This is a genomic window from Mycolicibacter longobardus (genome assembly GCF_002102265.1).
GTDB classification, from domain to species: Bacteria; Actinomycetota; Actinomycetes; order Mycobacteriales; family Mycobacteriaceae; genus Mycobacterium; species Mycobacterium longobardum.
Window position 1 is genome coordinate 41475 of sequence record NZ_LQPG01000011.1, and the last position, 25423, is coordinate 66897.

Genomic DNA, 25423 nt, shown 5'->3' on the forward strand with positions numbered 1-25423 from the left:
AACCCTATGTTCCCGGTGCGGAGGCGTGCGCGGCGACTGCCGGAGTGCGGGTGTCGGCACGCAGGAAGCTTCCGGTGCGTTGCGACCCGAGGACGTCGGTGGGCTGCCCGTCGAGGACGACGGCGCGCCCCGAGATGAAGACAGCGGTGACGGCGTCGTCGTTGCGGTTCACCATGCGTGACATTCCGCCGTACTGGGCGAAGGGTTCCTCGACATAGGCGTCCAAGGCGGCGTCGAGGTGGTCGGGGTCGAGCACCAGGATGTCGGCGCGGTCACCGACCCGCAGGTGCCCGGCGTCGATCCGATACCAGTCGGCCAGTTCGCCGGTCAGCCGGTGCACCGCCTGCTCGACCGAGAGGAACGCCTCACCGGCCCGCTGGGCGTCGACGACGTGGCGCAGCAGCCGCAGGCCCATGTTGTAGAACGCCATGTTGCGCAGGTGCGCGCCCGCGTCCGAAAAGCCCATCTGGATGCCCGGTTCCTGGGCGATCTTCTTGAGCACGTCGGGCCGGTGGTTGGAGATCGTGGTGCGCCAGCGCAGCGCGCTGCCGTGTTCGAGCACCAGGTCGAGGAACGCGTCGACGGGATGCACGCCGCCGCGGTCGACCCCGACCTGCCCGAAGGACTTCCCGATCACCGACTCATCGGGGCAGTCGACGATCTCGGCGTCGAAGAAGTCGCGGTGCCAGACCCGCGGGCCATACTTGTTTCCGTAGTCCTTGCGGAAGCGCCGCCGGTAGCTTTCGTCGCGCATCAACTCGTCACGTTCCACCGACTCCTTGAGGTGCAGCGCCTCCGCGCCCGAGCCGAACTCTTCGAAGATCACCAGGTCGATGCCGTCGGCGTACACCTCGAACGGCACCGGCAGGTGCTGCCAGCGGAAATCGCCGCCCAGCTTGTTCAACATGCGCGACGCGCGCGACATCGCCGGAATCGCCAGCGGATTGCTCTTGACGTCGGCAGCGGCCAGCAGGCTGGTCTTGAGTGGCCGGCGGAAGATCCCCAGGGCCTGGGCCAGCTGGGACACCACGTCGAACGGATTCTTGACGTCCGGGCCGGCCTGCAGAATCCGTCCGCTGCGGCGCAGTTTCGACTTCAGCCGGCGCAGTTCTTTCGGTTTGGCGTACGTCGACGGCAAGGTGCGCGAGCGGCAGGTGTCACCGTCGATCTTGTCGAAAAGCAGCTGCTGGGAAGACATTCCGACGAACCCCGCCTGCAGTGCCTCGTCGAGCATCTGTTCCATCCGGGCCTGCTCGGCCGCGGTGGGGCGGACGTCGGCGCGGGTGGCGCGATCCAGTCCCATGGTGGCGGTGCGCATGTCCGAATGTCCGATGAGCGCAGTGACATTCGGACCGAGCGGCAGCCGCTCGAGGCTGGCGATGTAGTCCGCACAGCTCGACCAGGTCTTGAACCGATCGATGGTGTCGACCACGTACTGGCGCGGGATGGCCTCCACCCGCCCGAACAGGTCGCCGGCATCCTGGCCGTCGACGTGGATGGTGGACAGTGAGCAGGATCCCACCAGCACCGTCGTCACGCCGTGCCGGACCGACTCCGACAGCGACGGGGCGGCGAGCACCTCGACGTCGTAGTGGGTGTGGATGTCGACCAGCCCGGGCAGCACCCACTTGCCGGCCGCGTCGATCACCTGGCCGCAGCCGGTCTCATCGAGCGGTTCGGTGGTGATGGCGGCGATGTGCCCGTCGCGGATGCCGATGTTGCGGATCGCCGACGGCGCGCCGGTGCCGTCGAACCACCGGCCGTCACGGATCACGGTGTCAAAGCTCACGGGTGTCCCTTTCCGCTGGATGCCGTTCCCAGCATGGTCCGCGACACCCGCTGAAGTCTTGACATCTGAGGACATTTCTTTGATATTTGCGGACATGTCGGTGGTGCGCGGCACTGCGCTGTCCGGTTATCCGGAGCTGGTCACCGAGCTCGGCGGTGATCCGGCGGCGTTGCTGGCGGCGGCCGGGGTGCCCGCCGGAGCGGTCGGGACCCATGAGGTGTTCGTGCCCTACCGCGCGGTGATCCTGGCCGTGGAGACGGCAGCGGGTGCGACCGCCTGTCCGGACTTCGGGCGACGGCTGGCGCTGCGTCAAGACATCGGCAACTTCGGCCCGCTCGGGGTGGCCGCGCGCACCGCGGCCACCGTCGGCGGCGGGTTCGCGATCGTGGAGCGGTTCCTATCCGCTTACAGCCCGGCGATCTCGGCGCGCATCACCCCGGGCGCCAACAGCGACGAGTCGTTCTACGCGTTCGAGGTGCTCATCGAGCGGTCCCCACCGCACCCGCAGACCACCGAACTGTCCCTGGGGGTTTCGCTGGGGATCATGCGGATGATGTTCGACGCCCCGTACGCGCCGCTGTCGGTGCATCTGCCACACGAGCCGCTCACCCCGGTGCGTGATTATCTGGCCTACTTCGGCTGCCGGCCCTATTTCGCGCAACCGATCGCCGGGTTCACGTTCCGTTCCGCCGATCTGGATCGCCCGCTGCACCGCGACGACCATGCCCACCAGGCCATGGTGCGTTATCTGAGCGCTATCACCGCGGAGTCGCCGGGCGTCGCGGCATCGGTGCGCGTCATGGCTCGCCAGCTGCTGCCCACCGGCACGGTGAGCCTGGAGCTGATCGCCGGCGAGCTCGGCCTGCATCCCAAAGCGCTGCATCGGCGGCTGGCCGCGGAGGAGACCACGTTCGCCGCGCTGGTCGACGGAGTTCGCCGTGACACCGCCGACCGCTATCTGCGTGACACCGACATCAGCCTCTCGCACCTGACCCGTGAACTCGGCTACGCCGAGCAGAGCGTGCTCAGCCGGTCTTGTCAGCGATGGTTCGGTTGCAGTGCGAGCAGCCGTCGCAAGGCGGTCCGCGCCGCGACCGGTTTCGCCGGAAGGTCTGGTGATCTGAAATCGTTCTTGTAGGCCACCGCGTTCGTGGTTTCCTGTTCCAAGAAATCGACTCTGTGCAGATTGCGCGTCGTTCGGGAGATGTCATGCGTCTTCGCCGCCGGGTGGGCCACCTCCTAGTTATCGCGCTGCTGATCGGGCTGTTGGCCGCGGTGCCCCAGCCGGCATCGGCGTCCACCGCCGCGGCGCCGGTGCGGATCCCGGTGCGCCTGACGGATTCGGTCACCGAGAGCCTGCCGGTCGATGCCGACGGCGTATTGACCGCGCTGATCTTGGGCGGCACCTTCATGCCCAGGCCCAGTGCGCGGTGGCTGGATGCGGTTATCGCCGACTACATCAACCCCGCCACCGGCGACTCCTACAGCCCGGTCACGGTCGAGTATCCCGCGACGCTTGCCAGCTACTCGTTTCCGGACGGGTTCGCGAACCTGTCGAACGCGATGGCCCAGCAGTTGGCGAACCATCCCGACGATCCCTTCCTCATTGCTGGTTATTCGCAGGGTTCGGCCATCGTGACCCTGATGAAACTTCAGCTGATGGAGATGGAAGCTGCGGAGCGACCTGACGTCACTTTTCTACTGCTCGGCTCCGGCGACCGCCCCAACGGCGGCATTTTTTCGCGGTTCTCCGATGAGGTTCCCACCTTTAACCCCGACTCAATCGGGTACTTTCTCGGCACGCAACCCACCGACGGCGGTATCCGCACTATCGACATCGCGCACCAGTACGAGCTCACCAGTGATCTCCCGCGATACCCACTCAATCTGGTAGCAACTCTGAACGCATTTCTCGGGCTGATCTACTCCCATGCCGCCTATGCCAACGGCCCGCTGCCTTTCGAGTTTCCCGCCGTGTGGCCGGAATCAATGCCGCTGGCCGGGCCGTTCGCCGACGAATACGTTCTCGGGTCGATGGACATCGTCAAGCAGACCACCGGCGACACGGACTTCTATTTCATCCCCGTTGACATGTTGCCGCTGCTGGGCCCGCTGCGGACTCTGGGGGTGCCAGACTCACTGCTCAACATCGTGCAACCGGCGCTGCAGGTGATCGTCGAAGCGGGCTACGACAGATCGGTCGACTTCGGGGAACCGGCGCTGGCGGGGTTGATTCCGGTGCTCGACCCGGTCACGTTCAGCCTGCAGTTCGCCCGAGCGGTTGCCCAAGGGGCTGACAACGCCGCCGGACTGTTGGGCATCAACCTGCCGTTCAGCGCCGAGGTGCAGGATCTGCTGACGCTGTGGACAGCGCGGTCCGCGGAGTTGATCGGCGAGCCCTACTATGTCCTGGCGAACACCGTCAACGAGCTGTTCCCCCTGGCTTTGGGCGGGGGCGCGATAGACCTCAGCGGCAACGGGCTGCTCGATCCCTTGATGGAAGTCCTCGGCGCCTTGATCGGACCGTTCACCAGCGGTGAATAGTCCCGATTAGGCTGACGCCGATGTCCGCCCTCGCCGCTGTCGATGACTGGCCCGTCGATCACGTTGCCGCCGCCGTCGTCGGCCCGCAAGGGGTGTTGGCCACCCACGGCGACACGGCGCGTCCGTTCTATTTGGCATCGGTGACCAAACCGCTGGTGGCCCGGGCCGTACAGGTGGCGGTCGAGGAGGGGGCCGTCGAGCTGGACACCCCGGCCGGGCCGCCCGGCGCCACGGTGCGGCATCTGCTGGCGCACGCCTCCGGGCTCTCGGCGGACTCCGACCGGGTCTTGGCCAAACCCGGCACCCGGCGGGTGTACTCCAACCACGGCTTCGCGGTGCTGGCCGAGGCGGTACAGCAGGCGTCCGGGATCGAGTTCGGCCGCTACCTGAGCGAGGCGGTGTTCGAACCGCTGGGCATGTCGGCCAGCCGGCTGGACGGGGGAGCAGCGGCGGCCGGTTTCGGGGGCACCTCGACCGTCGCCGACCTGGCCGCCTTCGCCGGTGACCTGTTGGTGCCGGTCACGGTGTCGCCGCAGCTGCACGCCGAGGCCACCCACGTGCAGTTCCCCGGCCTGGGCGGGGTACTGCCCGGATACGGGCCGCAGCGGCCGAACGACTGGGGGCTGGGTTTCGAGATCCGGGACGGCAAGACACCGCATTGGACCGGTGTGTCCAACTCGGCGCATACCTTTGGGCATTTCGGCCAGTCAGGCACCCTGATCTGGGCTGATCCGGTGATCGAGCGGGCGCTGGTGGTGCTCACCGACCGTGACTTCGGCGATTGGGTGAAGGACCGGTGGCCGGCACTGGCTGACGCAGTGGTGGCGCAGTACGACCGGGACTAGCCAACAGGCGTCACACAAGGCACAATAGACACATACGACACTGAATACTTGGCAGCATCACCGCTCAGCACGGTCCCACCAGGTCGTTGGGGAAGACGTCCCTCGTGGAGCCGAAGGAGCAACTGATGCGCGCGACGAATCAATTCGCCGACGTGACCAGCGGCGTGGTGTACATCCACGCCTCGCCCGCGGCGGTCTGCCCGCATGTCGAATGGGCACTGACCGCGGCTTTGGGTGCTCGCAACGGCCAGGCCAAGCTCAACTGGACGCCGCAACCGGCCATGCCGGGACAGCTGCGGGCGGAGGTCAACTGGGTCGGGCCGGTGGGTACCGGAGCTCAGCTGGCCAGCGCGTTGCGCTCCTGGTCGGTGTTGCGGTTCGAGGTCACCGAAGACCCCAGCGCCGGGGTGGACGGCCAGCGCTTCTGCCACACCCCGCAGCTGGGTTTGTGGAGCGGGGCGATGAGCGCCAACGGCGACGTGATGGTCGGCGAGAATCGTCTGCGCACGCTGATGGCGGCCGGCGCCGACGCGTTGGCCGCGGAGCTGGAGACGGTGCTGGGCACCGCCTGGGACGATGCGCTGGAGCCCTACCGCAATGGCGGCGACGGCGCGGAGGTGTCCTGGCTCAGCCGCGGCGTGGGCTGATTTCCCGGCGCGAGCAGACACAGAATCGCACGGCGCAGGCCCTGCGCGTGCGATTCTGTGTCTGCTCGCGGGTCAGGGGCGACGCAGGATCTGCAGCGCGCCCGGCACCGCGGAGACCGTCACCGGCAGCGGCCCGACGTAGTCGCCGTCGGCGTAGGCATTGATCCCGGGGCATTCCACCCGAACCGAAGCGGCCCGCCTGGTGGTCACCTCGTCGAGGAGCACATGGGTGCCCTTGAACACGGTGGGGAACAGCCGGATCAGCTTGGTGCGCGAGCCCGAGCGCACCATGGTGACGTCGAGCAGGCCGTCGGCGTGGTCGGCGCCCGGGCAGATCAGCATGCCGCCGCCGTAGCTGCGGGTGTTGCCGAAGGCCGCCAACGTCAGATCCGCGGTGACGGGCTCGTCGTCGTCGAAGGTCAGCCGGAACGGCAGCGGTCGCAGCTTCGAGATCTCCGCCACCATGGCCACGTTGTAACGCATCCGGCCGTGCGGCCAGCGCATCCGGTTGACCCGATCGCTCACCAGTGAGTCGAAGCCGGTCGCCATCACGGTGCCGAACCAGGACACCGCGCCGTCGTCGTGTGTGATGCGGCCCAGATCGACCGTCTCGGTCCAGCCGTCGGCGACGACATCGGCGGCAGCCTCGGGATCACCGGTGGGTAAACGGTATTCGCGGGCGTGATCGTTGCCGGTGCCGGCCGGGATGATCCCCAACGGCACGTTGCCGAGCGCCAGCGACTGCAAGGCCAGCGAGATGACACCGTCGCCGCCGGCTACCACCACGGCGTCCGTTCCGGCCGCCAACGCCTCGTCCAGCAGCTGTCGCGCGTGGCGGGGATCGGAGCCGACGATGTGATTGACGTCGACGCCGCGCTGTTGGAAGCGTGTCAGCGCGCGCTCTGCCGCATGCCGGGCATTGCCGTGCCCCGCCGCCGGATTGGTCAGCAGCGTGATCCGGTTGATCTCGTGGGTCACGGGATCAGTTTGCCGGGGTTGAGGATTCCGGCCGGGTCCAGGGCGGCCTTGACCGCCCGCAGCACCTGCACGCCCAGCTCGCCCACCTCCTCGCGCATCCAGGGCCGGTGATCGGCACCGACGGCGTGGTGGTGGGTGATGGTTCCGCCGGTGCGCATGATCGCGTCTCCCGCAGCGGTTTTCGCGGCGCGCCACTGTTCGATGGGATTGCCGCGCTGCCCGGCGACGACGGTGAAGTACAGCGACGCCCCGGTCGGGTAGACGTGGGAGATGTGGCACATCACCAGTGCGGGGGTGCCGCTGTCGGCCAGGGCGGTGGTCAGCGCCTCGGTGACCGCGGCCTTGAGTGCGGGAACCCCCGACCACTCGATGGCGGTCTCCAGCGTCTCGCACAGCGCGCCGGCGGCCAGCAGCGAATCACGCAGGTACGGCGCGGAGAATCGGCCGTGCTCCCAGGCCCGTGCCGGTTCTTCGCCCAGCGAGGTACCGCCGTGGGCGACCAGCACCGCCCGGGTCTCGGCGTGCCGACTCTCGGTGTGCTCGGCGGTTCCCTCGAACAGGGTGATCGCCAGGCAGCCGCCGGTGATCTGCTGCTCGCCGATCTGCTCGGTGCTGGCCAGGTTCACGCCCGTCTCGGCTTCGTCGGAGAGCCGGATGACGGTCGGTCCGGTGCCGGTCTGGGTGACCGCGCGCAGCGCCGCGGCGCCGGTGGTGAAGTCCGGGAACGCCCACGCCTCATAACGGGTGGTCGCCGGAACCGGATGCACCCGGACCCGCACCCGGGTGATGACGCCGAACACCCCTTCCGAGCCGAGCAGCAGCTGACGCAGGTCCGGGCCGGCCGCCGAGGCCGGGGCGCGGCCCAGCTCCAGCACCCCGGCCGGGGTGATCGCCCGCAGCCCGCGGACCATGTCGTCGAACCGGCCGTAGCCGGCGGAATCCTGGCCGGAGGACCGGGTGGCGGCGTACCCGCCGATGGTGGCGAACTGAAAGCTCTGCGGAAAGTGGCCCAGCGAGAAGCCGCGCTCACCGAGCAGCCGTTCGGCCTCGGGGCCGGTGACCCCGGCGCCGAGTTCCGCCTCGCCGGAGATCTCGTCGAGGCTCAGCAGCTCATCGAAGCGGCGCAGGTCCAGGGCCACCACCGCCTCGAAGGTTCCGCCGCGGATCGGGTCGAGCCCGCCGACGACGCTGGTGCCGCCGCCGAACGGGACCACCGCGATGCCGTTGCGGCTGCAGTGGCTCAGGATCGCCGCAACCTCATCGTCGTTGCCGGGCAGCAGCACCGCGTCAGGCGCGTCCTGAACCCCGGAACCGTTGCGCCGCAGCAGATCCAGGGTGGATTTCCCCCCGGCGTGCAGTAGTCGCGAGGCTTGATCGTCGCGGCAGAACTGCTCGCCGACGATCGCCGCCAGCGCTTGGCGGTCGGCCTCTGCCAGCGACGACGGGGTGAGTGTCACCTGGTCGGGATCGGGTTCGGCGGCAGCGGTTCCCTCGACGCCGAGTGCGGCCTTCAACAGTTGGCGGATGCCGTCGGACAGCGGTTTGGCCGCGGCGGGGTCGCCCCAGGCGTTCCACTTCATCGGAGGAGTGAGGGCATCCTGCGCATCCGAGCGAGTCATGCGTTACAGTATTACATATGTTGTCAACCAGTAATGACGAACAGGTGGAGGTCGGGGAGCGGATCCTCGACGCCGCCGCGAGCTGCCTGCTCGCAATGGGCGTCGAGCGGGTGACGTTGGCGGCCATCGCACGCCGCGCCGGGGTCAGCCGTCCAACGGTGTACCGGCGCTGGCCCGACAGCCAGTCGGTGATCGCCGCGCTGCTCACCGCGCGGATCACCGACGCCTGGGCGGGGCTGGAGCAACCGGGAAGCGGCCGTGAGGCACTGGTGCGGCGGATCGTCGCGGTGGCAGCACACCTGCGCCACGACGAGGTGGTGATGCAGGTGCTGCATCACGCACCGGACCTGGCGATGGTCTACATCGCCGAGCGGATGGGCGCCAGCCAGCGACGGCTGGTCGACCTGGTGGCCGACGAGCTCGCCCATGCCCAGACCGGAGGGGGCGTGCGGGCCGGTGATCCACGCCAACTGGCCGCGATGTGCCTGCTGATCACCCAGTCGGCCATCCAGTCGGCACGAGTCGTCGCACCGATCCTGGACGAAGACGCCCTTTCCGCCGAACTGGCCTACACACTGAACAGGTACCTCTCGTGATGCCCGACACCGCTGCCCTGAACGCCACCCGCCGCACCGCCGAACTGACGGGGCTGGCGGAGCGCCCGGCTGTTGATGTCGTCGTGATCGGCGGGGGCATCACCGGCGCCGGCATCGCCCTGGACGCCGCCACCCGCGGACTGCGGGTGGTCTGCGTGGACAAGCACGACCTGGCGTTCGGCACCAGCCGCTGGAGCTCCAAACTGGTGCACGGAGGACTGCGGTACCTGGCGACCGGCAACGTCGGCATTGCCCGGCGCAGCGCGATCGAACGCGGAATCCTGATGACCCGCAACGCCCCTCACCTGGTGCGGGCGATGCCGCAGCTGGTGCCGTTGCTGGGTTCGATGCGCCGGCGCGACCGTGCCCTGGTGCGCACCGGGTTCCTGGCCGGTGACGCGCTACGCCGGCTGGCCGGAACGCCGGCCACGGTGCTGCCCCGCTCGCGACGGATCTCCCGGGACCACACCGTGGAACTGGCGCCGACGGTGCGCCGAGACGGCCTCGACGGCGGCCTGCTGGCCTACGACGGGCAGCTGATCGACGATGCCCGACTGGTCGCGGCGGTGGCGCGCACCGCGGCCCAGCACGGCGCGACGATCCTGACCTATGTGGCGGCGTCGCAGGCCACCGGTGATGCGGTGCGGCTGACCGACCAGCTCTCCGGTGAGTCGTTCGACGTCTCCGCGCGGGCCGTGATCAACGCGACCGGGGTGTGGGCCGCCGACATCGACCCGGCGCTGCGGCTGCGGCCGAGCCGCGGTACGCATCTGGTGTTCGACGCGGCCGCCTTCGGCAACCCGACCGCCGCGCTGACCGTCCCGATCCCCGGTGAACTCAACCGGTTCGTGTTCGCCATGCCCGAACAGCTCGACCGGGTGTATCTGGGGCTCACCGACGAAGAGGCGCCCGGCCCGGTTCCCGATGTGCCGCAACCGACTTCGGCGGAGGTCTCCTTCCTGCTGGACACCGTCAACACCGCGCTGGGCACCGCCCTGAGCACCGAGGACGTCCGCGGCGCCTACGCCGGACTGCGACCGCTGATCGACACCGGCGAGGGCCGCACCGCGGACGTCTCACGCAACCACGCCGTCGTCGAATCGGAGTCCGGGGTGCTCAGCGTGATCGGGGGCAAGCTGACCGAGTACCGGCACATGGCCGAAGACGTGCTGGACCGGGCGGTGCGCCTGCGCGGTTTGACCGCCACGGAGTGCCGCACCCGCGACCTGCCGCTGATCGGCGCACCGGGCAACCCGGGATGGCAGGTGCCGGCCGGGTCCTTGCATGCGTGGCTGCCGGACTCGCTGGTGTCGCGCTACGGCGCGGAGGCGGCCAACGTGCTGGCCGCCGCAACCTGTCAGCGGCCCGGCGACCCGGTGGCCGAGGGGATCGACGTGATCCGTGCCGAATTCGAGTACGCGGTCAGCCACGAGGGTGCGTTGACCGTCGAGGACATCGTGGACCGCCGCACCCGGATCGGCCTGGTCGCCCACGACCGCGACCGAGTGCTCGGGGTGGCCGGGGAGTTTCTGGCCGCCGCCGATTGAGGCGTGTCGCCTACAGGTACCGGCGGACCCGGCTGCAGTAGTCGGCGTAGTCCCGGCCGTAGTGCTGACGCATGAAGGCTTCCTCCCGCAGCACCTGGCGGTTGAACAGCCACAGCGCGACGAGCAGGTAGACCAGCGGAATCCAGGTGGGGAACACCAGGAACTCGCCGAGCAGCACAAATGCGAATCCGACGTAGATGGGGTTGCGGCTGATCCCGAACACCCCCGATGTCACCAGCTTGTCCGGTTGATCGACGTCGATGCCGACGCGGAAGCTGGTGCCGAAGGCGACCAGGCTCAGCAACACCAACAGCAGGCCGCCGAAACACAGCACGACACCGGTCCACGCGACGGCGTCGGAGGTGAAGAACCGCTCGGCACCCACCAGCGGCCAACCGAGGGCGCCGGCGAAGATGACGTAGAAATAGATCAGCGCGAACGGCGGGATCAGGAAGTCCTTCTTGTCAATGTTCGCGAAGTGCAGCGCCTGTGTCCCGCCGCGCCGCAACATCATCAGGCGGGCTACGACCATGGCCGGGCACAACGCGAGCGCCAGGGCGGCCAGATATCCGGGCATCGGATTCCCCTTCGTTCAGGTGGTGCAGTTCAGGTGGCGTGGTCCAGCTAATTCACTACATGATGAATATTCTGCGGCCGGCGCGGTGGCTGTCAAGGGCGTCAGCGCAGAATGAGATCGCGAATCGGCGAGCTGGTATGCGGCTGCCACAGTCCCTGCAGCGGTACCAACAGCGGTTCGTCGAGATCGACCACCGTGACGGCGCCGTCGATGGCCGGGCCCGCCGGCGCGGTGACGAAAGCGGCGGCGTTCTCGGTCAACGCAGCCACCTCGGGCGGGCAACCCTGCACCCGGCTGACCCGGTACTGCGGTTCGAATCCGGCACGCCGGCAGGCGTTGATCAGGAAGTCGCTGTAGTAGGAAGCCCCCGGCGGTGCCCACAGCGCGATCACCTCGTCGGCCAGGTCGGCGATGCGCAGCCGGGGACGGGCTGCCAGCGGGTGGTCGGCCGGCACCGCGACCCGAAGCGGGTCGTAGCGGATCACCGAGCCGGCGAGCTGTTCCTGGGGCACCACGGCACGCCGCAACCCCAACTGCACGACGCCCTCGCGCACCCCGGCGGTCAGCCGGTCGGGAAACAGTTGCATGACGGTGAATGACGTCTCGGGCGCCGCGGCGATCACCGGCGCGATCAGCGAATAGACGGCGTGGCTGCTGATCGCAGGGGAGTGGCCGACGATGAATTCGTCCGGCTGTGCGCTGGCCGCGGCTCGGGTGTGCTGGGTGATCGTACGGGCTGCCGCCAGCAGGGCTCGGCCCTCGTCCACCAGCGTCTGGCCGGCCGGGGTCAACGCGATGCGGCGACCGGAGCGCACCAGCAGCGGCGCGCCGACCTCCTTCTCCAGCTGTTGCACCGAATGCGACAGCGCCTGCTGCGACAGGTGCAGGCGCTTGGCAGCGCTGGTGAAGCCGGCGGCCTCGGCGACGGCGATGAAGTGGCCGAGCCGGCGCAGGTCTGGGACCGGGGACACTGGCCCAGCTAACCACAAATGATCGTTGTTGATAATGCGCAAAATACTGTTTCCCATTTGTGTATCACGGGGCTAACTTCGTGGCGTGAGACAGGAGGGGACAACCATGAGCAACTTGACCGGAAAATCCGCGGTGGTGGCCGCCGGGGCCAAGAACCTGGGCGGCTTGATCAGCACGACATTGGCGCGCAGCGGCGTGAACGTCGCGGTGCACTACAACAGCGACAGCTCCGAGTCCGACGCCGACAAGACCGTGGCCGCCGTGCAGGCCGCCGGCGCCAAGGCGATCAGGGTCCAGGGTGACCTGACCGTTCCGGCCAACGTCACCGCGCTGTTCGACGCCGCGGTGGACGCTTTCGGCGGGGTGGACTTCGCGGTCAACACCGTCGGCAAGGTGCTGCGCAAGCCCATGCTGGAAACCACCGAGGCCGAATACGATTCGATGTTCGACATCAACGCCAAGTCCGCCTACTTCTTCCTGCAGCAGGCCGGCAAGCGCCTCAACGACAACGGCTCGGTGGTGACGATCGTGACCGCGCTGCTCGGCGCGTTCACCGACGGCTACTCCACCTACGCCGGCTCCAAGAGCGCGGTTGAACACTTCACCCGGGCCGCGGCCAAGGAGTTCGGGACCCGGGGAATCAACGTCAACAGCGTCGCGCCCGGGCCGATGGACACCCCGTTCTTCTACGGGCAGGAAACCCCGGAGCGTGTCGAGTTCCACAAGTCGCAGGGGATGGGCAATCGGCTGACCCTGATCGAGGACATCGCGCCGTTGGTGGAGTTCCTGCTCGACGGCGGGCATTGGATCACCGGGCAGACGATCTTCGCCAACGGCGGTTACACCACTCGGTGAGCCCGGTCAGTCGCGGGCGAGTGCCGCTGCGGCCTCCCGTTGCAGATCGACGAAGGCTTCCTTGCTGACGTCGATGACGACGGCCTGGATGCTCCCGCCGGTGAAGGTGCCCGGGTTCCGGTATTGGCCCGAGACGTTGTCGCCGCTGTCGTATCCGACGCACAGGCCGTCGCCGGCGAGGGTGAACTTGCCCACCTGGGCGCGCATGGGACCGGTGTCCACGGGCTTGTCATCAACGTAAAGCGTTGTGGTGCCGATCGATTCTCCGTACTGACCGGCCTCCTTGCGGACGAACTCCATGCCGAGGGTGTGCTTGCCGGGCGTCAGTTGCCGCGAGACGAACTCCTGCTCGGGCTTGATGCCGAGGAAGTTGTAGACGTAATGCAGCTTGCCGTCCTTGATGAACAGGACATGCCCGCCGAACCGGGACCCGTGGGCGAAGAGCACCCCCTGGGCGTCGCGGGTGAGATCGACGTTCGCGACGATCTTGTACGACCGGCCGCGGATGTTGGCCGCCACACCCTCCGGGACGGGCGCCGTGTCCGGATAGTAGATGTAGCGATCGCGCGGTGGTTCGAACTGCGGCCGGGCGATGTTGATCATGTCGGTCGGTAGGCGATCATCCAGCGGCAGCACGAAGTTGTCCTTGGCCTCCTGATGCCACGCGTCGATCAGCGCCTTGAGTTTGTCGGGATGCTTGTCGGCGACGTTCGTGGATTCGGAGCGGTCCTCGTCGACGTGGTAGAGCTCCCAGCGGTCCTGGTCGAAATGGCCCTGGCCGCTGATCGGTGCGTGCAACGCCGACGCCTTCCAGCCGTCCTCCCAGATTCCGCGAGTGCCCAGCATCGCGTAGTACTGCCGCTTCTTGGTGGTCGGCGCGTCCGCGGCATCGAAGCTGTAGCGCATCGACACCCCGTTGAGCGGGTACTGCTTCACGCCCCGGTACTCCTTGGGCATCGGGATGCCGGCCGCGTCGAGGATGGTCGGCACGATGTCGGTGGCGTGGTGATACTGATGGCGCACTTGGCCTTTGGCCTTGATGCCGGCGGGCCAGTGGATCACCATCGGGTCGCAGGTGCCTCCGGAGAACTGCGAGTAACGCTTGAACATCTGAAACGGGGTGGAGAACGCAGTGGCCCAGCCGGTCGGATAGTGGTTGTAGGTGTCGGGTGTCCCCAGCGTGTCGAGGTAGCGCATGTTCTCGGCCAGCTCGTCGGGGTAGCCGTTGAAGAACTTGTTCTCGTTGACCGAGCCGTTGGGGGAGCCTTCGCCCGAGGCGCCGTTGTCGGCGCAGTAGAAGATGAGCGTGTTGTCCAACTGGTCGGTGTTCTCCAGATAGTCGACGATCCGCCCCACCTGGGCGTCGGTGTATTCGGAGAACCCGGCGAAGACCTCGGCCATCCGGGAGAAGAGCCGTTTCTCGTCGGCGTTGAGGGAATCCCACGGCCGCACCGCATCAGCCGGCAACGCGACGTCATCGGGAAGGGGATTCAGCGGCGTCAGCTGGGTGCCTTTGGGCATGATGCCCTTGTCGATCATCCGGGCCAGCACCCACTCTCGGTACGCTTCGTAGCCGTCGTCGAACTTGCCGCGGTATTTCTCGGCGTATTCGTGCGGGCTGTGGTGCGGGGCGTGATTGGCGCCCGGGCAGAACCACATGTACCAGGGCTTGGAGGGATTGCTGGACCGCTGATCGCGCAGCATCCGGATCGCATTGTCGGCGAGGTCCTTCGACAGGTGGTAGCCGTCTTCCGGGCTGTAGGGCTGTTCGATGAACCTGTTGTCCTCCACCAGATCCGGGTACCACTGGTTGGTTTCACCGCCGAGGAACCCGTAGAACCGGTCGAAGCCCTTCTGCAGCGGCCACTCCGATTTGCTGCCCCCGCTGGACACATCCTCCTCGGGCACATTGTGGTTCTTGCCCACCCAGAACGTGCTGTAGCCGTTGTCCTGGAGCACCTGCCCGACCGTCGCGCATTGCGCAGGCAGGCGGGCAGCAGCACCGGGGAATCCGTCGGATCCCTCGGTGATCGAGGCGAAGCGGTTCACGTGGTGGTTGCGGCCGGTCAAAATGCAGGACCGGGTCGGTGAACACAACGCCGTGGTGTGCCACTGCGAGTACGTCAGCCCGTTGTCGGCAAGGCGCTGCATGACCGGCATCTCGATCGCCCCGCCGTACGGCGACCACGCCGCCATCCCGGTGTCGTCGTAAAGCACCACCAGCACGTTGGGGGCGTCCTTGGGCGCATGTTTGAGCTCGAACGGACCCCAGTCGGGTTCCGAATCGCGCACGTCGAGTTCGATCTTGCCGTCGAAGCCGTCGTTGATTCCGGTCCCATAACCCGGGGGGCCGGCGGTGCCGGTACTGCCGTCTTTGACCTCGCCCTGGCAGGCGGCCAGCGCGGAAACGCCGGCGCCGCCCACTCCCAGGGCCGCTAGGCCGCCCAGTACCTGCCGCCGCCGCAGCATCGCGCGGGGCTGGCCGCTCTCGGCTTCGGACTCGCCAGGTGCGTCTTGCGGTGCCTCGTCGAATGACTCCATGGAATTGGAGTATTCGCCGTTGCCGCCGCGAGCGTGCGCAGATGTACGTGATTTGCGGCGTGTCGGCGCACAGACACGCACGCTCGCGTGGGAAAAAAGGGGCGGGCTACAGCGGGATGTTCTTGTGGCGGCCGCGGCGGGCGGGCGCCTCGGCCAGGGCCTGGGTGATCTTGCCGCGAGTGTGCGACGGATCGATCTTTTCGTCGACGACACCGATGTCGATGGCGCTGTCCACCCCGCCGGCGATCCGCTCGTGCTCGGCCGCCAACTCCTCGTGCAGCGCGTCGCGCTCGTGATCCGGGGCGGCGGCCAGCTTCTTCTTGTGCAGGATGCCGACCGCGGCCTTGGCGCCCATCACCGCGACCTCGGCGTCCGGCCAGGCGAACACCTTGGTGGCGCCCAGCGAGCGGGAGTTCATCGCGATGTAGGCCCCGCCGTAGGTCTTGCGGGTGACCAGCGTGACCCGGGGCACGGTGGCCTCACCGAAGGCGTGCAGCAGCTTGGCGCCGCGGCGCACCACGCCGCCCCATTCCTGGCCGACGCCCGGCAGGTAGCCCGGCACGTCGACGATCACGATCAGCGGAATCCCGAACGCGTCGCACAGCCGCACGAAACGTGCCGCCTTCTCGGCGCTCTCGGAGTTCAGGCAGCCGCCCAGCCGCAACGGGTTGTTGGCCAGCACCCCGACGGTGCGACCCGACAACCGGCCCAACCCGACCACCATCGACGGTGCCCACTTGGCCTGGAACTCATCGAACGGCGCGTCCGCATCGAGCAGCCCGTGCACCAGCGGGTGCACGTCGTAGGCCCGCCGGGCCGACTCCGGCAGCAGGGCGTGCAGGTCGATCTCGCCCGCCTCGGCCTTGTTGCGGTCGAAATGGCCCTGCTGGCAGAACAAACCGACCAGCCGACGGCCCCGCTCGTAGGCGTCCAGCTCGTCGTCGGCGACGATGTGGCACACGCCGGACTTCTTGTGGTGGGTGTCGGGGCCGCCGAGCGCGGCCATGTCGACGTCCTCACCGGTGACGCTGCGCACCACGTCGGGACCGGTGACGAACACCCGGCCCTCCGGCGCCATCACGATGACGTCGGTCAGCGCCGGGCCGTAGGCGGCGCCGCCGGCGGCGAAACCGACCACCACCGAGATCTGCGGGACGTAACCGGAGGCCCGGATCATGGCCTCGAAGACCCGCCCCACCGCGTGCAGGGCCCGCACACCTTCGGCCAGCCGGGCGCCGCCGGAGTGCCACAGGCCCACGATCGGGCTCTGCTCGGCGATCGCGGTGTCGTAGGCGTTGACGATGTGATCGCAGCCCTCGATACCCATCGCACCGCCCATCACGGTGCCGTCGGTGCAGAACGCGATGGTGCGCACTCCGTTGACGTTGCCGCCGGCGGCCAACACCCCGGAGCGGTCACGCTCGTGGAGCAGCTCGACGGTGCCGTCGTCGAAGAACGTCGACAGACGCAGCAGGGGATCGCGCGGGTCGAGTGATTCGCCCACCGTCTCGGGAGCCATGGTCGTCATCGCGCCTCTCCTTGGTTGATTGTGATCGCGGATCTCGTTGCGGGGCCGTCAGTACCGACCGAAGACGAGCGCGACGTTGTGCCCGCCGAATCCGAACGAGTTGTTGATCGCGTATTCGTAGTTGCCCGGGCGTGGTTCACCGGCCACCACATCCAGGTCGATCTCGGGGTCGAGATTCTCCAGGTTGAGCGTCGGCGGGACCACCTGGTCACGTAGTGCCTGCACGGTGAGGATGGCCTCGACCGCCCCGACCGCCCCGACCGAGTGCCCCAAGGCCGCCTTGGGTGCGTACACCGCGGCGTTGCCGCCATGCGGTCCCAGGGCGAGGTTGATGGCGTGGCCCTCGGCCACGTCACCCACCGAGGTCCCGGTGGCGTGTGCGTTGACGTGGCTGATGTCGCCGGGCGTCAGGCCGGCGAGCTGGATCGCCCGCGACATCGCCCGCCCGGCGCTCTGGCCGTCGGGGTCCGGCGCGACGATGTGGTAGCCGTCGGAGGTGATCGAGGCGCCCATGATGCGCGCGAGGATGTTGGCCCCGCGTGCCTTGGCGTGCTCCTCGGTCTCGATCACCATCAGCGCCGCTCCCTCACCGAAGACGAACCCGTTGCGGTCACGGTCGAACGGTCGGCACGCGCCCTCCGGGTTGTCGTTGGTGTTGGACAGCACGATCCGCATCTGGGCGAAGCCGGCGATCGGCACCGCTTCGATACGGGTTTCCACCCCGCCGCAGATGGCGATGTCGGCTTCGCCCAGCACGATCTGCTGCCAGGCGTGGGCGATGCCCTCGGAGCCGGACGCACACGCCGAAATCGGGGTGATCACCCCGGCTTTGGCCTGGCGGTCCAGACCGACGGCCGCGGCGGCCCCGTTGGGCATGTACTTCTGCACGACCAACGGCGAGACCGCCTTGAGGCCGCGTTCGCGCATACCGTCGTAGGCCCAGATGAGCTCTTCGCTGGAACCCATCCCGGTGCCGATCGAGACCAGCAGCCGGCGGGTGTCCACCTCGGGTTCGCCAACCTGTGCCCAGACCCGGCGGCCGAGCACGGTCGACAGCTTCTGCAGGTAGGACAGTCTCCGCAACTCGGTCCGATTCAGCCCCTCGTCGAAGCACTCCGGTGTCTCCACCAAATGCCCGCCGATGCGAACCGGCAGGTCATACTCCTCGATGAACGAATCGGTGAGCGTGCGGATGCCGCTCTGGCCGTCCAGCAGCCGTTTCCACGTCTCTTCCTCGTTGGCCGCCAACGCCGTCGTCATCGTGATGCCGGTGACGACGACGTTGGGGAGGCCGTTCCCCGTTGCCAGCGTTGACATGGCTGTTGCGAACTTCCCTCCCGTGATACTGGTGTCAGTACCGCCCGAAGGCGAGCGCGACGTTGTGCCCACCGAATCCGAATGAGTTGTTGATGGCGTACTTGTAGTCGCCGTAACGGGGCTCGCCTGCGACGATGTCGAGGTCGATCTCGGGGTCCGGCGTCTCGTAGTTCAGCGTCGGCGGGATGACCCCGTCACGCAGCGAGAGCACCGTCAGCACCGACTCCAGCGCCCCGACCGCCCCGATGGAGTGGCCCAGCGCCGACTTGGGCGCATACACCGCGGCGTGCTGGCAACCGGCTTCCCGGATCGCGTTCGCCTCGGCGGTGTCACCGATCGGAGTGGCAGTGCCGTGGGCGTTGATGTGGTCGACGTCCTTGGCGGACAGGCCCGCCAACTCCAGCGACCGCGTCATCGCCCGGCCGGCCCGCTTGCCATCGGGGCCGGGAGCCACCATGTGGTAGGCGTCGGAGGTGATTCCGGCACCCATCAGCCGGGCCAGCGGCTTGGCGCCGCGCGCCTTGGCGTGCTCCTCGGTCTCGATGATCATCATCGCGCCGGCCTCACCGAACACGAACCCGTCCCGGTCCTTGTCGAACGGCCGCGAGGCACCCTCGGGGTCGTCGTTGCGGGTCGACATCGCGCGCATCATCGAGAACGTCGCGATCGGCAGCGCCTCGATGCCGCCTTCGACACCACCACACACGACCATGTCGGCGTCACCCATGACGATCTGCCGCCAGGCGTGTGCGATCGCCTCCGAGCCCGACGAACAGGCCGACACCGGGGTGATGACCCCGGCACGGGCGCCGACCTGCAGGCCGACCACCGCGGCGGCGCCGTTGGGCATGATCATCTGAACGGCCAGCGGCGACACCTTGCGGGGGCCGCCCTCGTTCATCAGGTCATAGGTCTCGACGATCTTCTCGCCGCCGCCCAGGCCGGTGCCGATGACCACGGCGAGCCGGTCCTGGTCGACCTCGGGAGAACCGGCGTTCTCCCAGAGCCGGCCGCTGAGCAGCTTGGCCATCCGCTGGACATAGGACATGCGGCGCATGTCCAGTCGGCCCATGTGGTCGTCGACCGGGTCCTTGAGATGCCCGCCGATCTTGACCGGCAGGTCCCACTTGGTGACGAACTCGTCTTCGAGGACGTGGATTCCGCTTTCGCCGGCCAGCAGGCCCTTCCACGTGCTCTCGATGTCCGCACCGATCGAAGTCGTGGCCTCAACGGCGGTCACCACCACACTGGGGTAACCGCCGTTGGCCGTCGAAAGTGAGGAGGACACGATCAGCTCTCAGAACCGAACTTCTCGCGCAGCGCGGCGGCGGCCTCGGGGTTCTCGGCCTCGAGCTTCTGGATGTAGCCCACCACGTCACCGACGGTGCGCAGACCGGCGAGGTCTTCGTCGGGGATCTTCACGCCGTACTTGTCCTCGGTCTGCACGGCGATCTCCACCATCGACAGCGAGTCGATGTCAAGGTCGTCGACGAACGACTTCTCGACGGTGACCTCCGACGGCTCGATACCGGTCACCTCTTCGATGATCTCGGCGAGACCGGCGATGATTTCTTCCTGACTGGCAGGCACTGTGTTTCCCTTCGGTTGGATCCCGTACGGGGTGTACGGGCTGATTACTGCGTATCTGGTTGTGCAGGTTGGAAGCGGGCTCGAAAAGGATTAGAACTCGGGGAGCCCGTCCAGATCTGCGGGGGATTTGACGGCGTGCGTCGGGGTCCCCCGAAGTTCGCGTTTGGCGATGCCGGCCAGTGTTCCCGCGGGCGGGAACTCCACTATCGCGGTGACCTCGCGGGCGCGCAGCGTCTCGGTGCACAGGTCCCAGCGCACCGGCCGGGTCAGCTGCGCGACCAAGTGCTCGATGGCTTCGGCCGCCGATGCCACCGGCTGCCCGTCGCGGTTGGACAACAGGATAGTGGTGGGCTCAGAGGTAGCGACCTGCTCCGCGGCGGCCGAGTAGGCCTCCAGCGCGGGGGCCATGTACTGGGTGTGGAACGCCCCGGCGGTGGCCAGCTTGCGGACCCGGGCCTTGGCGGGCGGGTCTTCGGCGAGCTTGTCCAGCGCGGGCAGCGGGCCTGCCGCGACGATCTGGCCGACGGCGTTGCGGTTGGCCGGGGTCAGGTCCAGCTGCTCGAGGCGGGTCAGCACCTCGGCCTCGTCGCCGCCCAGCACCGCGGCCATACCGGTCGGCTCGAGCGCGCACGCCTTGGCCATCTCCCGGCCACGGGTGGCGGCCAGCATGACGGCGTCGTCGGGGGAGATGACGCCGGCGATGGCGTAGGCGGCGATCTCGCCGACGGAGTGGCCGGCCACGATGACCTCACTGCCCAGCGAGCCGTTCTTGCGTCTGAGCAGCTCGGCGTGGGCCAGCAGGGTCGCCGCCACCACCAGCGGCTGGGTGACCGCGGTGTCGGTGATCTCCTCGGCGGTCGCGGTGGTGCCCAGCGCGACCAGGTCCAGCTCGCTGATCTCCGACCAGGAGGCCAACTGCGCGCGCGCGGCATCCGAGCCGGGCGACTCCAGCCACGGCGAGAGCATGCCGGGGGTCTGCGATCCCTGTCCGGGCGCGAGCAACGCAATCACGTCTTTAAGAGAACATTGTGAAGCCCGATTTGCAGGATGTCCTAGATTATGAACATTGTCTTATGTTTTTGTGGAGACCCTACAAACCTGCCGTTCGATGCGACGGTTTCGATACCGAACTGCGACAACTGTCGGCCGTTGGGTCTAGCCGACTTGAGGTTCGGCGGGCTCGCTGTCGGCCACCAATGGCCCGGCGTAGGACACGCCGGCGTTGCTGAAGCTGGCATGCTGCGCCTGGTTGGCCAGCCGCCCCACCGTCGCGGCAACCCGCAGGACATAGGCGTCGCGCGGCACCGAGGGGTCACGCCCGGTGAAATCGGCGATCCGCTTGAGCCGGTAGCGGACGGTGTTTGGATGAACGAACAACTTGCGGGCGCAGGCTTCGATCGCGCCGCCACAGTCCAGATAGGCGTCCAGCGTCTCGGTCAGCGTCGGCCCGGCCTCGGCCAACGGTCGCATCACATCGGTGTGCAGGGCCGCGATCGCCGACGCGTCCCCGATCAGGGCCCGCTCCGGCAGCAGTTCGCGAGCCAACACCGGGCGCGGCGCGCCGGTCCAGCCCACCACGGCATTCATGCCGGAGATCGCCTCGCTGGCGCTGTGGTAGGCCGCCGTCAGGGTCGGCGCGGTCGGGCCGATCACCACCGGGCCCTCGGAGAAGGCGCCGAGCAGATCGGCGAAGAACTTCTGGGTGGGCGAGAGCGGGCCCGACACGATCGCCACCAGCCAGGTGCCGTGCACGTCGGTCAGGGCGGCCCGGCCGTGGCGTTCGGCGACGTCGCGGACGTCCTGGCTGGCCTTCTGGCCGGAGAGGGCGTCCGGGCCGGGCGGCGCGGTGCCCACCACGACGGTGGCCGGGGCGGTGGTGTCCCAGTTCAGCGCCGCTGCCCGGCTCAGCAGCTCCGGGCCGGTGTCGCCGCGCACCACGGCGTCCACCACGCTGGCCTCCATCCGGGAATCCCAGGTGCCCCGGGCCTCGGCGGCGTCGGCATAGGCGGAGGCCGCGGTGAAGGCCAGGTCGCGGCTGTACTTGAGGATGCCCACGGTCAGCGCGGTCACCTGCTCTTCGGAGCGGGCCAGCAGCGGCACGACCTCCTCGAAGAACTCCATGGTGACCCGGACCATGTCCACGGTGTGCCGCAGCGCGATGTGGCGGGTCAGGTCCTGGGGCACCAGCTCGAATGCCTGCGCGGTGTGGCTGACGTTGCCGTGCGGGTCATGCATCCACTCGGCGAAGTTGACCACCGCGGTCTGCACCACCAGTGCCACGCTGGCCCGCTGAGAGGCCTCCAGGTCGGCGAAGAACGGCAACCGTTCGCCCATCGCCGACACCGCCTCGGTGGCCAGCCGGCCCGAATAGTGCTTGAGCCGGCGCAGCAGGGTGTCCGGGACGGCGCTCAACAGGTCCAGCGTGGAACGCGGCAGGACCGGGTTCCCGGGCCCGCTCGGCGCAGCCGAAACGGAGTTGTCAACCATTCCTAAAAGCTACGCCCATTTTCTGGCTGGAACCGACAAGACCGCTAGGCCACGCCCGAGTCGGAGGTCTGCTCGGGGGCGGCCAACACGTCGTCGATCTGATACCGCGTGGCCGCCGTGACCGCCACCGACGCGTCGATGGCCCCGCTGCGACCCAAAGCGGCCAGCACCGCGACCACCACCGACTCCGCATCGGTGTTGAAGTAGCGTCGCGCGGCCGGGCGGGTGTCGGAGAAGCCGAACCCGTCGGTGCCCAAGGTGACGTAGTCGCCGGGCACCCAGGGCCGGATCTGCTCGGGTACCGCGCGCATCCAGTCCGAGACCGCGACGACCGGGCCGGTGGCGCCCGCCAGCGCCTGCGTCACATAGGGCTCCTGGGCCGGACGCTCCGGGTGGCGCAGCCGCTCGCGTTCGATGGCAACGCCGTCCCGGTTGAGCTCACCCCAGCTGGTCACCGACCACACGTCGGCGGCCACATCCCAGTCGGCGGCCAGCAGGTCGGCGGCGCGCAGCGCCTCGGGCACCGACACCCCGGAGGCCAGGATCTGCGCGGTGTGCGAGCGGGGTTCGGGGGCCCTGCGGAAGCGGTAGATGCCGCGCAGCAGGCCCGCTGGGTCGAAGCCGTCAGGCTCGGCCGGCTGGACGTAGGGCTCGTTGTAGAGCGTGACGTAGAAGTACACGTTCTCCGGGTTCTCGCCGAACATGCGCGCCAAGCCGCTTTCGATGATGTGGGCGACCTCGTAGGCGAAGGCGGGATCGTAGGAGACCACCGCCGGGTTGGTACTGGCCAACAGCAGCGAGTGCCCGTCGGCGTGCTGCAGGCCCTCGCCGGTCAGCGTGGTGCGGCCCGCGGTGGCCCCCAGCACGAAACCGCGCGCCATCTGGTCGGCGGCCGCCCACAGGCTGTCGCCGGTGCGCTGGAATCCGAACATCGAGTAGAAGATGTAGATCGGGATCATCGGCTCGTCGTGGGTGGCATACGACGTCCCGACCGCGGTGAAGGAGGCCGTCGAGCCGGCTTCGTTGATGCCCTCGTGCAGGATCTGGCCGACTTCGCTCTCCTTGTAGGCCAGCATGAGGTCGGCGTCCACGGAGGTGTAGAGCTGGCCGTTGCGGTTGTAGATCTTCAGGGACGGGAACCACGAGTCCATCCCAAACGTGCGGGCCTCGTCGGGGATGATCGGCACCAGGCGCGGGCCTATCTTCTTGTCCCGCAACAACTCCTTGAACACCCGGACGGTGGCCATGGTGGTGGCCACTTCCTGGGTGCCGGATCCCTTCTTGACCGCGGCATAGACATCTGAGCCGGGCAGCTCCAGCGGGCGGGCCTGGGTGCGGCGCTGCGGAACGAATCCGCCCAGGGCGCGCCGCCGGTCCAGCAGGTAGCGGATCTCGGGTGCCTGTTCGCCGGGGTGGTAGTAGGGCGGCAGGTACGGGTTCTCCTCGAGTTGGGCGTCCGAGATCGGAATCCGCATCTCGTCGCGGAAGTCCTTGAGATCCTGCAGGCGGAACTTCTTCATCTGGTGGGTGGCGTTGCGGCCGGCGAAGTAGCTGCCCAGGCTGTAGCCCTTGATGGTCTTGGCCAGGATCACGGTCGGCTGACCCTTGTGCTCGACGGCTGCCCGGTAGGCCGCATGGACCTTGCGGTAGTCATGCCCACCGCGCTTGAGGTGCCAGATGTCCTGGTCGGACAGGTTCTCCACCAGTGCCTTGGTGCGCGGGTCGCGGCCGAAGAAGTGCTCCCGCACGTAGCCGCCGTCATTGGCCTTGTAGGTCTGGTAGTCCCCGTCGGGAGTGACGTTCATCAGGTTGACCAGGGCGCCGTCCCGGTCGGCGTGCAGCAGGGCGTCCCACTCGCGGCCCCACACCACCTTGATCACGTTCCAGCCCGCACCGCGGAAGAACGATTCCAGCTCCTGGATGATCTTGCCGTTGCCGCGCACCGGGCCGTCCAGGCGCTGCAGGTTGCAGTTGACCACGAAGGTCAGGTTGTCCAGGCCCTCCAGCGCGCCGACGTGCAGCAGGCCCCGGCTTTCCGGCTCGTCCATCTCGCCGTCGCCCAGGAAGCACCACACGTGCTGATCGGAGGTGTCCTTGATGCCCCGGTCGTGCAGGTAGTGGTTGAACCGGGCTTGGTAGATGGCGTTCATCGGGCCCAGGCCCATCGACACCGTGGGGAACTCCCAGAAGTCCGGCATCAGCCGCGGGTGCGGGTAGGACGGCAGGCCACCGCCGGGGTGGCTGTGTTCCTGACGGAAACCGTCGAGGTCGTGGGTGCTCAGCCGGCCCTCGAGGAACGCGCGCGCGTAGATGCCGGGGGAGGCGTGGCCCTGGATGAAGACCTGGTCGCCGCCGCCGGGGTGGTCCTTGCCGCGGAAGAAGTGGTTGAACCCGACCTCATACAGCGTCGATGACGACGCGTAGGTCGAGATGTGCCCACCGACCCCCACGCCCGGCCGCTGGGCACGGTGCACCATCACCGCGGCGTTCCAGCGGATCCAGCTGCGGTAGCGGCGCTCGGTGTCCTCGTCGCCGGGGAACCACGGTTCCAACTCGGTGGGGATGGTGTTGACGTAGTCGGTCGAGGTGAGCGCCGGGATGGCCACCCGCTGCTCGCCGGCACGTTCCAGCAGACGCAGCATCAGGTAGCGGGCGCGGGCCGGACCGGAACGGGCCAGCAGTTCGTCGAAGGACTCCAGCCATTCGGAGGTCTCGTCGGAGTCGATGTCGGGAAGGTAGGACGCCACACCCTCGCGGATCACTCGGACCCGGTCGGATTCGCCTGTGCTGCTTGGTTTTTTGGCCAGATCTTGGTGCACGGCCTCAGTGGTCAACGCATTGCTCCTTGGTTCGGAGGTCAAGAGGTGCCTGCCGGCTTGTGGCCAGAACGACACCGGACCGATCGCTTCGTCGGTCCTGTCTTTCTATCCTGCCCCACCGAGCGCTCCGACCGGCAGTGGGTGAGGGGCCACCGGGTGGGTGATCTCCGCG

General features: G+C 68.2%; 20 protein-coding genes. 7 read left to right on the forward strand and 13 right to left on the reverse strand.

Annotation, left to right across the window (positions count from 1 at the left end):
• Positions 1–4: 4 nt before the first annotated feature.
• Complete coding sequence (locus tag AWC16_RS06320) at positions 5–1789, reverse strand: N-acyl-D-amino-acid deacylase family protein (RefSeq protein ID WP_085263946.1); 1785 nt, start codon at positions 1787–1789, stop codon at positions 5–7.
• A 94-nt stretch (positions 1790–1883) separates the two neighbouring features.
• Between AWC16_RS06320 and AWC16_RS06325 the strand changes: the two genes are divergently transcribed.
• The 4 genes from AWC16_RS06325 to AWC16_RS06340 all read left to right on the forward strand — a co-directional run bounded on the left by AWC16_RS06325 (position 1884) and on the right by AWC16_RS06340 (position 5825).
• Positions 1884–2927 carry an AraC family transcriptional regulator gene (locus AWC16_RS06325; protein WP_085263947.1) on the forward strand — a complete coding sequence of 348 codons (1044 nt, stop codon included), beginning with the start codon at positions 1884–1886 and terminating at the stop codon, positions 2925–2927.
• 71 nt (positions 2928–2998) lie between these two features.
• Entirely contained in the window at positions 2999–4333 is a 1335-nt protein-coding gene (locus AWC16_RS06330) for a PE-PPE domain-containing protein (RefSeq protein ID WP_085263948.1), read from the forward strand.
• A gap of 20 nt (positions 4334–4353) precedes the next feature.
• Positions 4354–5178 (forward strand): serine hydrolase domain-containing protein, encoded by an 825-nt coding sequence (locus AWC16_RS06335; RefSeq protein ID WP_085263949.1) that lies wholly within the window; start codon positions 4354–4356, stop codon positions 5176–5178.
• A gap of 125 nt (positions 5179–5303) precedes the next feature.
• Entirely contained in the window at positions 5304–5825 is a 522-nt protein-coding gene (locus AWC16_RS06340) for a DUF3145 domain-containing protein (protein ID WP_085264107.1), read from the forward strand.
• Positions 5826–5897: 72 nt separating this feature from the next.
• On the opposite strand, the gene AWC16_RS06345 is transcribed toward AWC16_RS06340, so the two are convergent.
• Both AWC16_RS06345 and AWC16_RS06350 read right to left on the reverse strand, forming a co-directional pair.
• Positions 5898–6803 (reverse strand): diacylglycerol kinase, encoded by a 906-nt coding sequence (locus AWC16_RS06345; RefSeq protein ID WP_207572268.1) that lies wholly within the window; start codon positions 6801–6803, stop codon positions 5898–5900.
• A complete protein-coding gene (locus AWC16_RS06350; protein ID WP_207572274.1) occupies positions 6800–8383 on the reverse strand; it encodes an FAD-binding oxidoreductase in 1584 nt (527 codons plus the stop codon). The genes AWC16_RS06345 and AWC16_RS06350 overlap by 4 nt, the downstream gene beginning before the upstream one ends.
• 56 nt (positions 8384–8439) lie before the next feature.
• Between AWC16_RS06350 and AWC16_RS06355 the strand changes: the two genes are divergently transcribed.
• Together AWC16_RS06355 and AWC16_RS06360 are read left to right on the forward strand one after the other, a co-directional pair.
• Positions 8440–9018, forward strand: a complete 579-nt coding sequence (locus tag AWC16_RS06355) for a TetR/AcrR family transcriptional regulator (RefSeq protein ID WP_085263951.1) — start codon at positions 8440–8442, stop codon at positions 9016–9018.
• Complete coding sequence (locus tag AWC16_RS06360) at positions 9018–10565, forward strand: glycerol-3-phosphate dehydrogenase/oxidase (protein ID WP_109561305.1); 1548 nt, start codon at positions 9018–9020, stop codon at positions 10563–10565. The genes AWC16_RS06355 and AWC16_RS06360 overlap by 1 nt, the downstream gene beginning before the upstream one ends.
• A gap of 10 nt (positions 10566–10575) precedes the next feature.
• Here the strand turns inward: AWC16_RS06360 and AWC16_RS06365 are convergent, their stop codons facing one another.
• Together AWC16_RS06365 and AWC16_RS06370 are read right to left on the reverse strand one after the other, a co-directional pair.
• Positions 10576–11142, reverse strand: a complete 567-nt coding sequence (locus AWC16_RS06365) for a methyltransferase family protein (protein WP_085263953.1) — start codon at positions 11140–11142, stop codon at positions 10576–10578.
• Positions 11143–11243: 101 nt separating this feature from the next.
• On the reverse strand, positions 11244–12113 hold the full coding sequence (locus AWC16_RS06370; RefSeq protein ID WP_234812145.1) for a LysR family transcriptional regulator: 870 nt from the start codon (positions 12111–12113) through the stop codon (positions 11244–11246).
• Between the two features lie 106 nt (positions 12114–12219).
• Here AWC16_RS06370 and AWC16_RS06375 point away from each other — a divergent pair, with 106 nt between their 5' ends.
• Positions 12220–12969, forward strand: a complete 750-nt coding sequence (locus AWC16_RS06375; protein WP_085263955.1) for an SDR family oxidoreductase — start codon at positions 12220–12222, stop codon at positions 12967–12969.
• A gap of 6 nt (positions 12970–12975) precedes the next feature.
• Here the strand turns inward: AWC16_RS06375 and AWC16_RS06380 are convergent, their stop codons facing one another.
• The 8 genes from AWC16_RS06380 to aceE form a co-directional block, all read right to left on the reverse strand.
• Positions 12976–15438 (reverse strand): sulfatase-like hydrolase/transferase, encoded by a 2463-nt coding sequence (locus AWC16_RS06380; protein ID WP_085264109.1) that lies wholly within the window; start codon positions 15436–15438, stop codon positions 12976–12978.
• Between the two features lie 178 nt (positions 15439–15616).
• Entirely contained in the window at positions 15617–17038 is a 1422-nt protein-coding gene (locus AWC16_RS06385) for an acyl-CoA carboxylase subunit beta (protein ID WP_085263956.1), read from the reverse strand.
• A gap of 48 nt (positions 17039–17086) precedes the next feature.
• Positions 17087–18355, reverse strand: coding sequence for a 3-oxoacyl-ACP synthase KasB (kasB, locus tag AWC16_RS06390; protein WP_085263957.1), 1269 nt, complete (start codon positions 18353–18355; stop codon positions 17087–17089).
• 34 nt (positions 18356–18389) lie between these two features.
• Entirely contained in the window at positions 18390–19643 is a 1254-nt protein-coding gene (kasA, locus tag AWC16_RS06395) for a 3-oxoacyl-ACP synthase KasA (protein ID WP_047319473.1), read from the reverse strand.
• A 2-nt stretch (positions 19644–19645) separates the two neighbouring features.
• On the reverse strand, positions 19646–19945 hold the full coding sequence (gene acpM / locus AWC16_RS06400) for a meromycolate extension acyl carrier protein AcpM (protein WP_024440584.1): 300 nt from the start codon (positions 19943–19945) through the stop codon (positions 19646–19648).
• Between the two features lie 90 nt (positions 19946–20035).
• Positions 20036–20956, reverse strand: a complete 921-nt coding sequence (locus tag AWC16_RS06405; RefSeq protein WP_085263958.1) for an ACP S-malonyltransferase — start codon at positions 20954–20956, stop codon at positions 20036–20038.
• Between the two features lie 144 nt (positions 20957–21100).
• Entirely contained in the window at positions 21101–22432 is a 1332-nt protein-coding gene (locus AWC16_RS06410) for a PucR family transcriptional regulator (RefSeq protein ID WP_085263959.1), read from the reverse strand.
• A gap of 44 nt (positions 22433–22476) precedes the next feature.
• Positions 22477–25266, reverse strand: a complete 2790-nt coding sequence (gene aceE, locus AWC16_RS06415) for a pyruvate dehydrogenase (acetyl-transferring), homodimeric type (protein WP_085263960.1) — start codon at positions 25264–25266, stop codon at positions 22477–22479.
• Between the last annotated feature and the right edge of the window lie 157 nt (positions 25267–25423).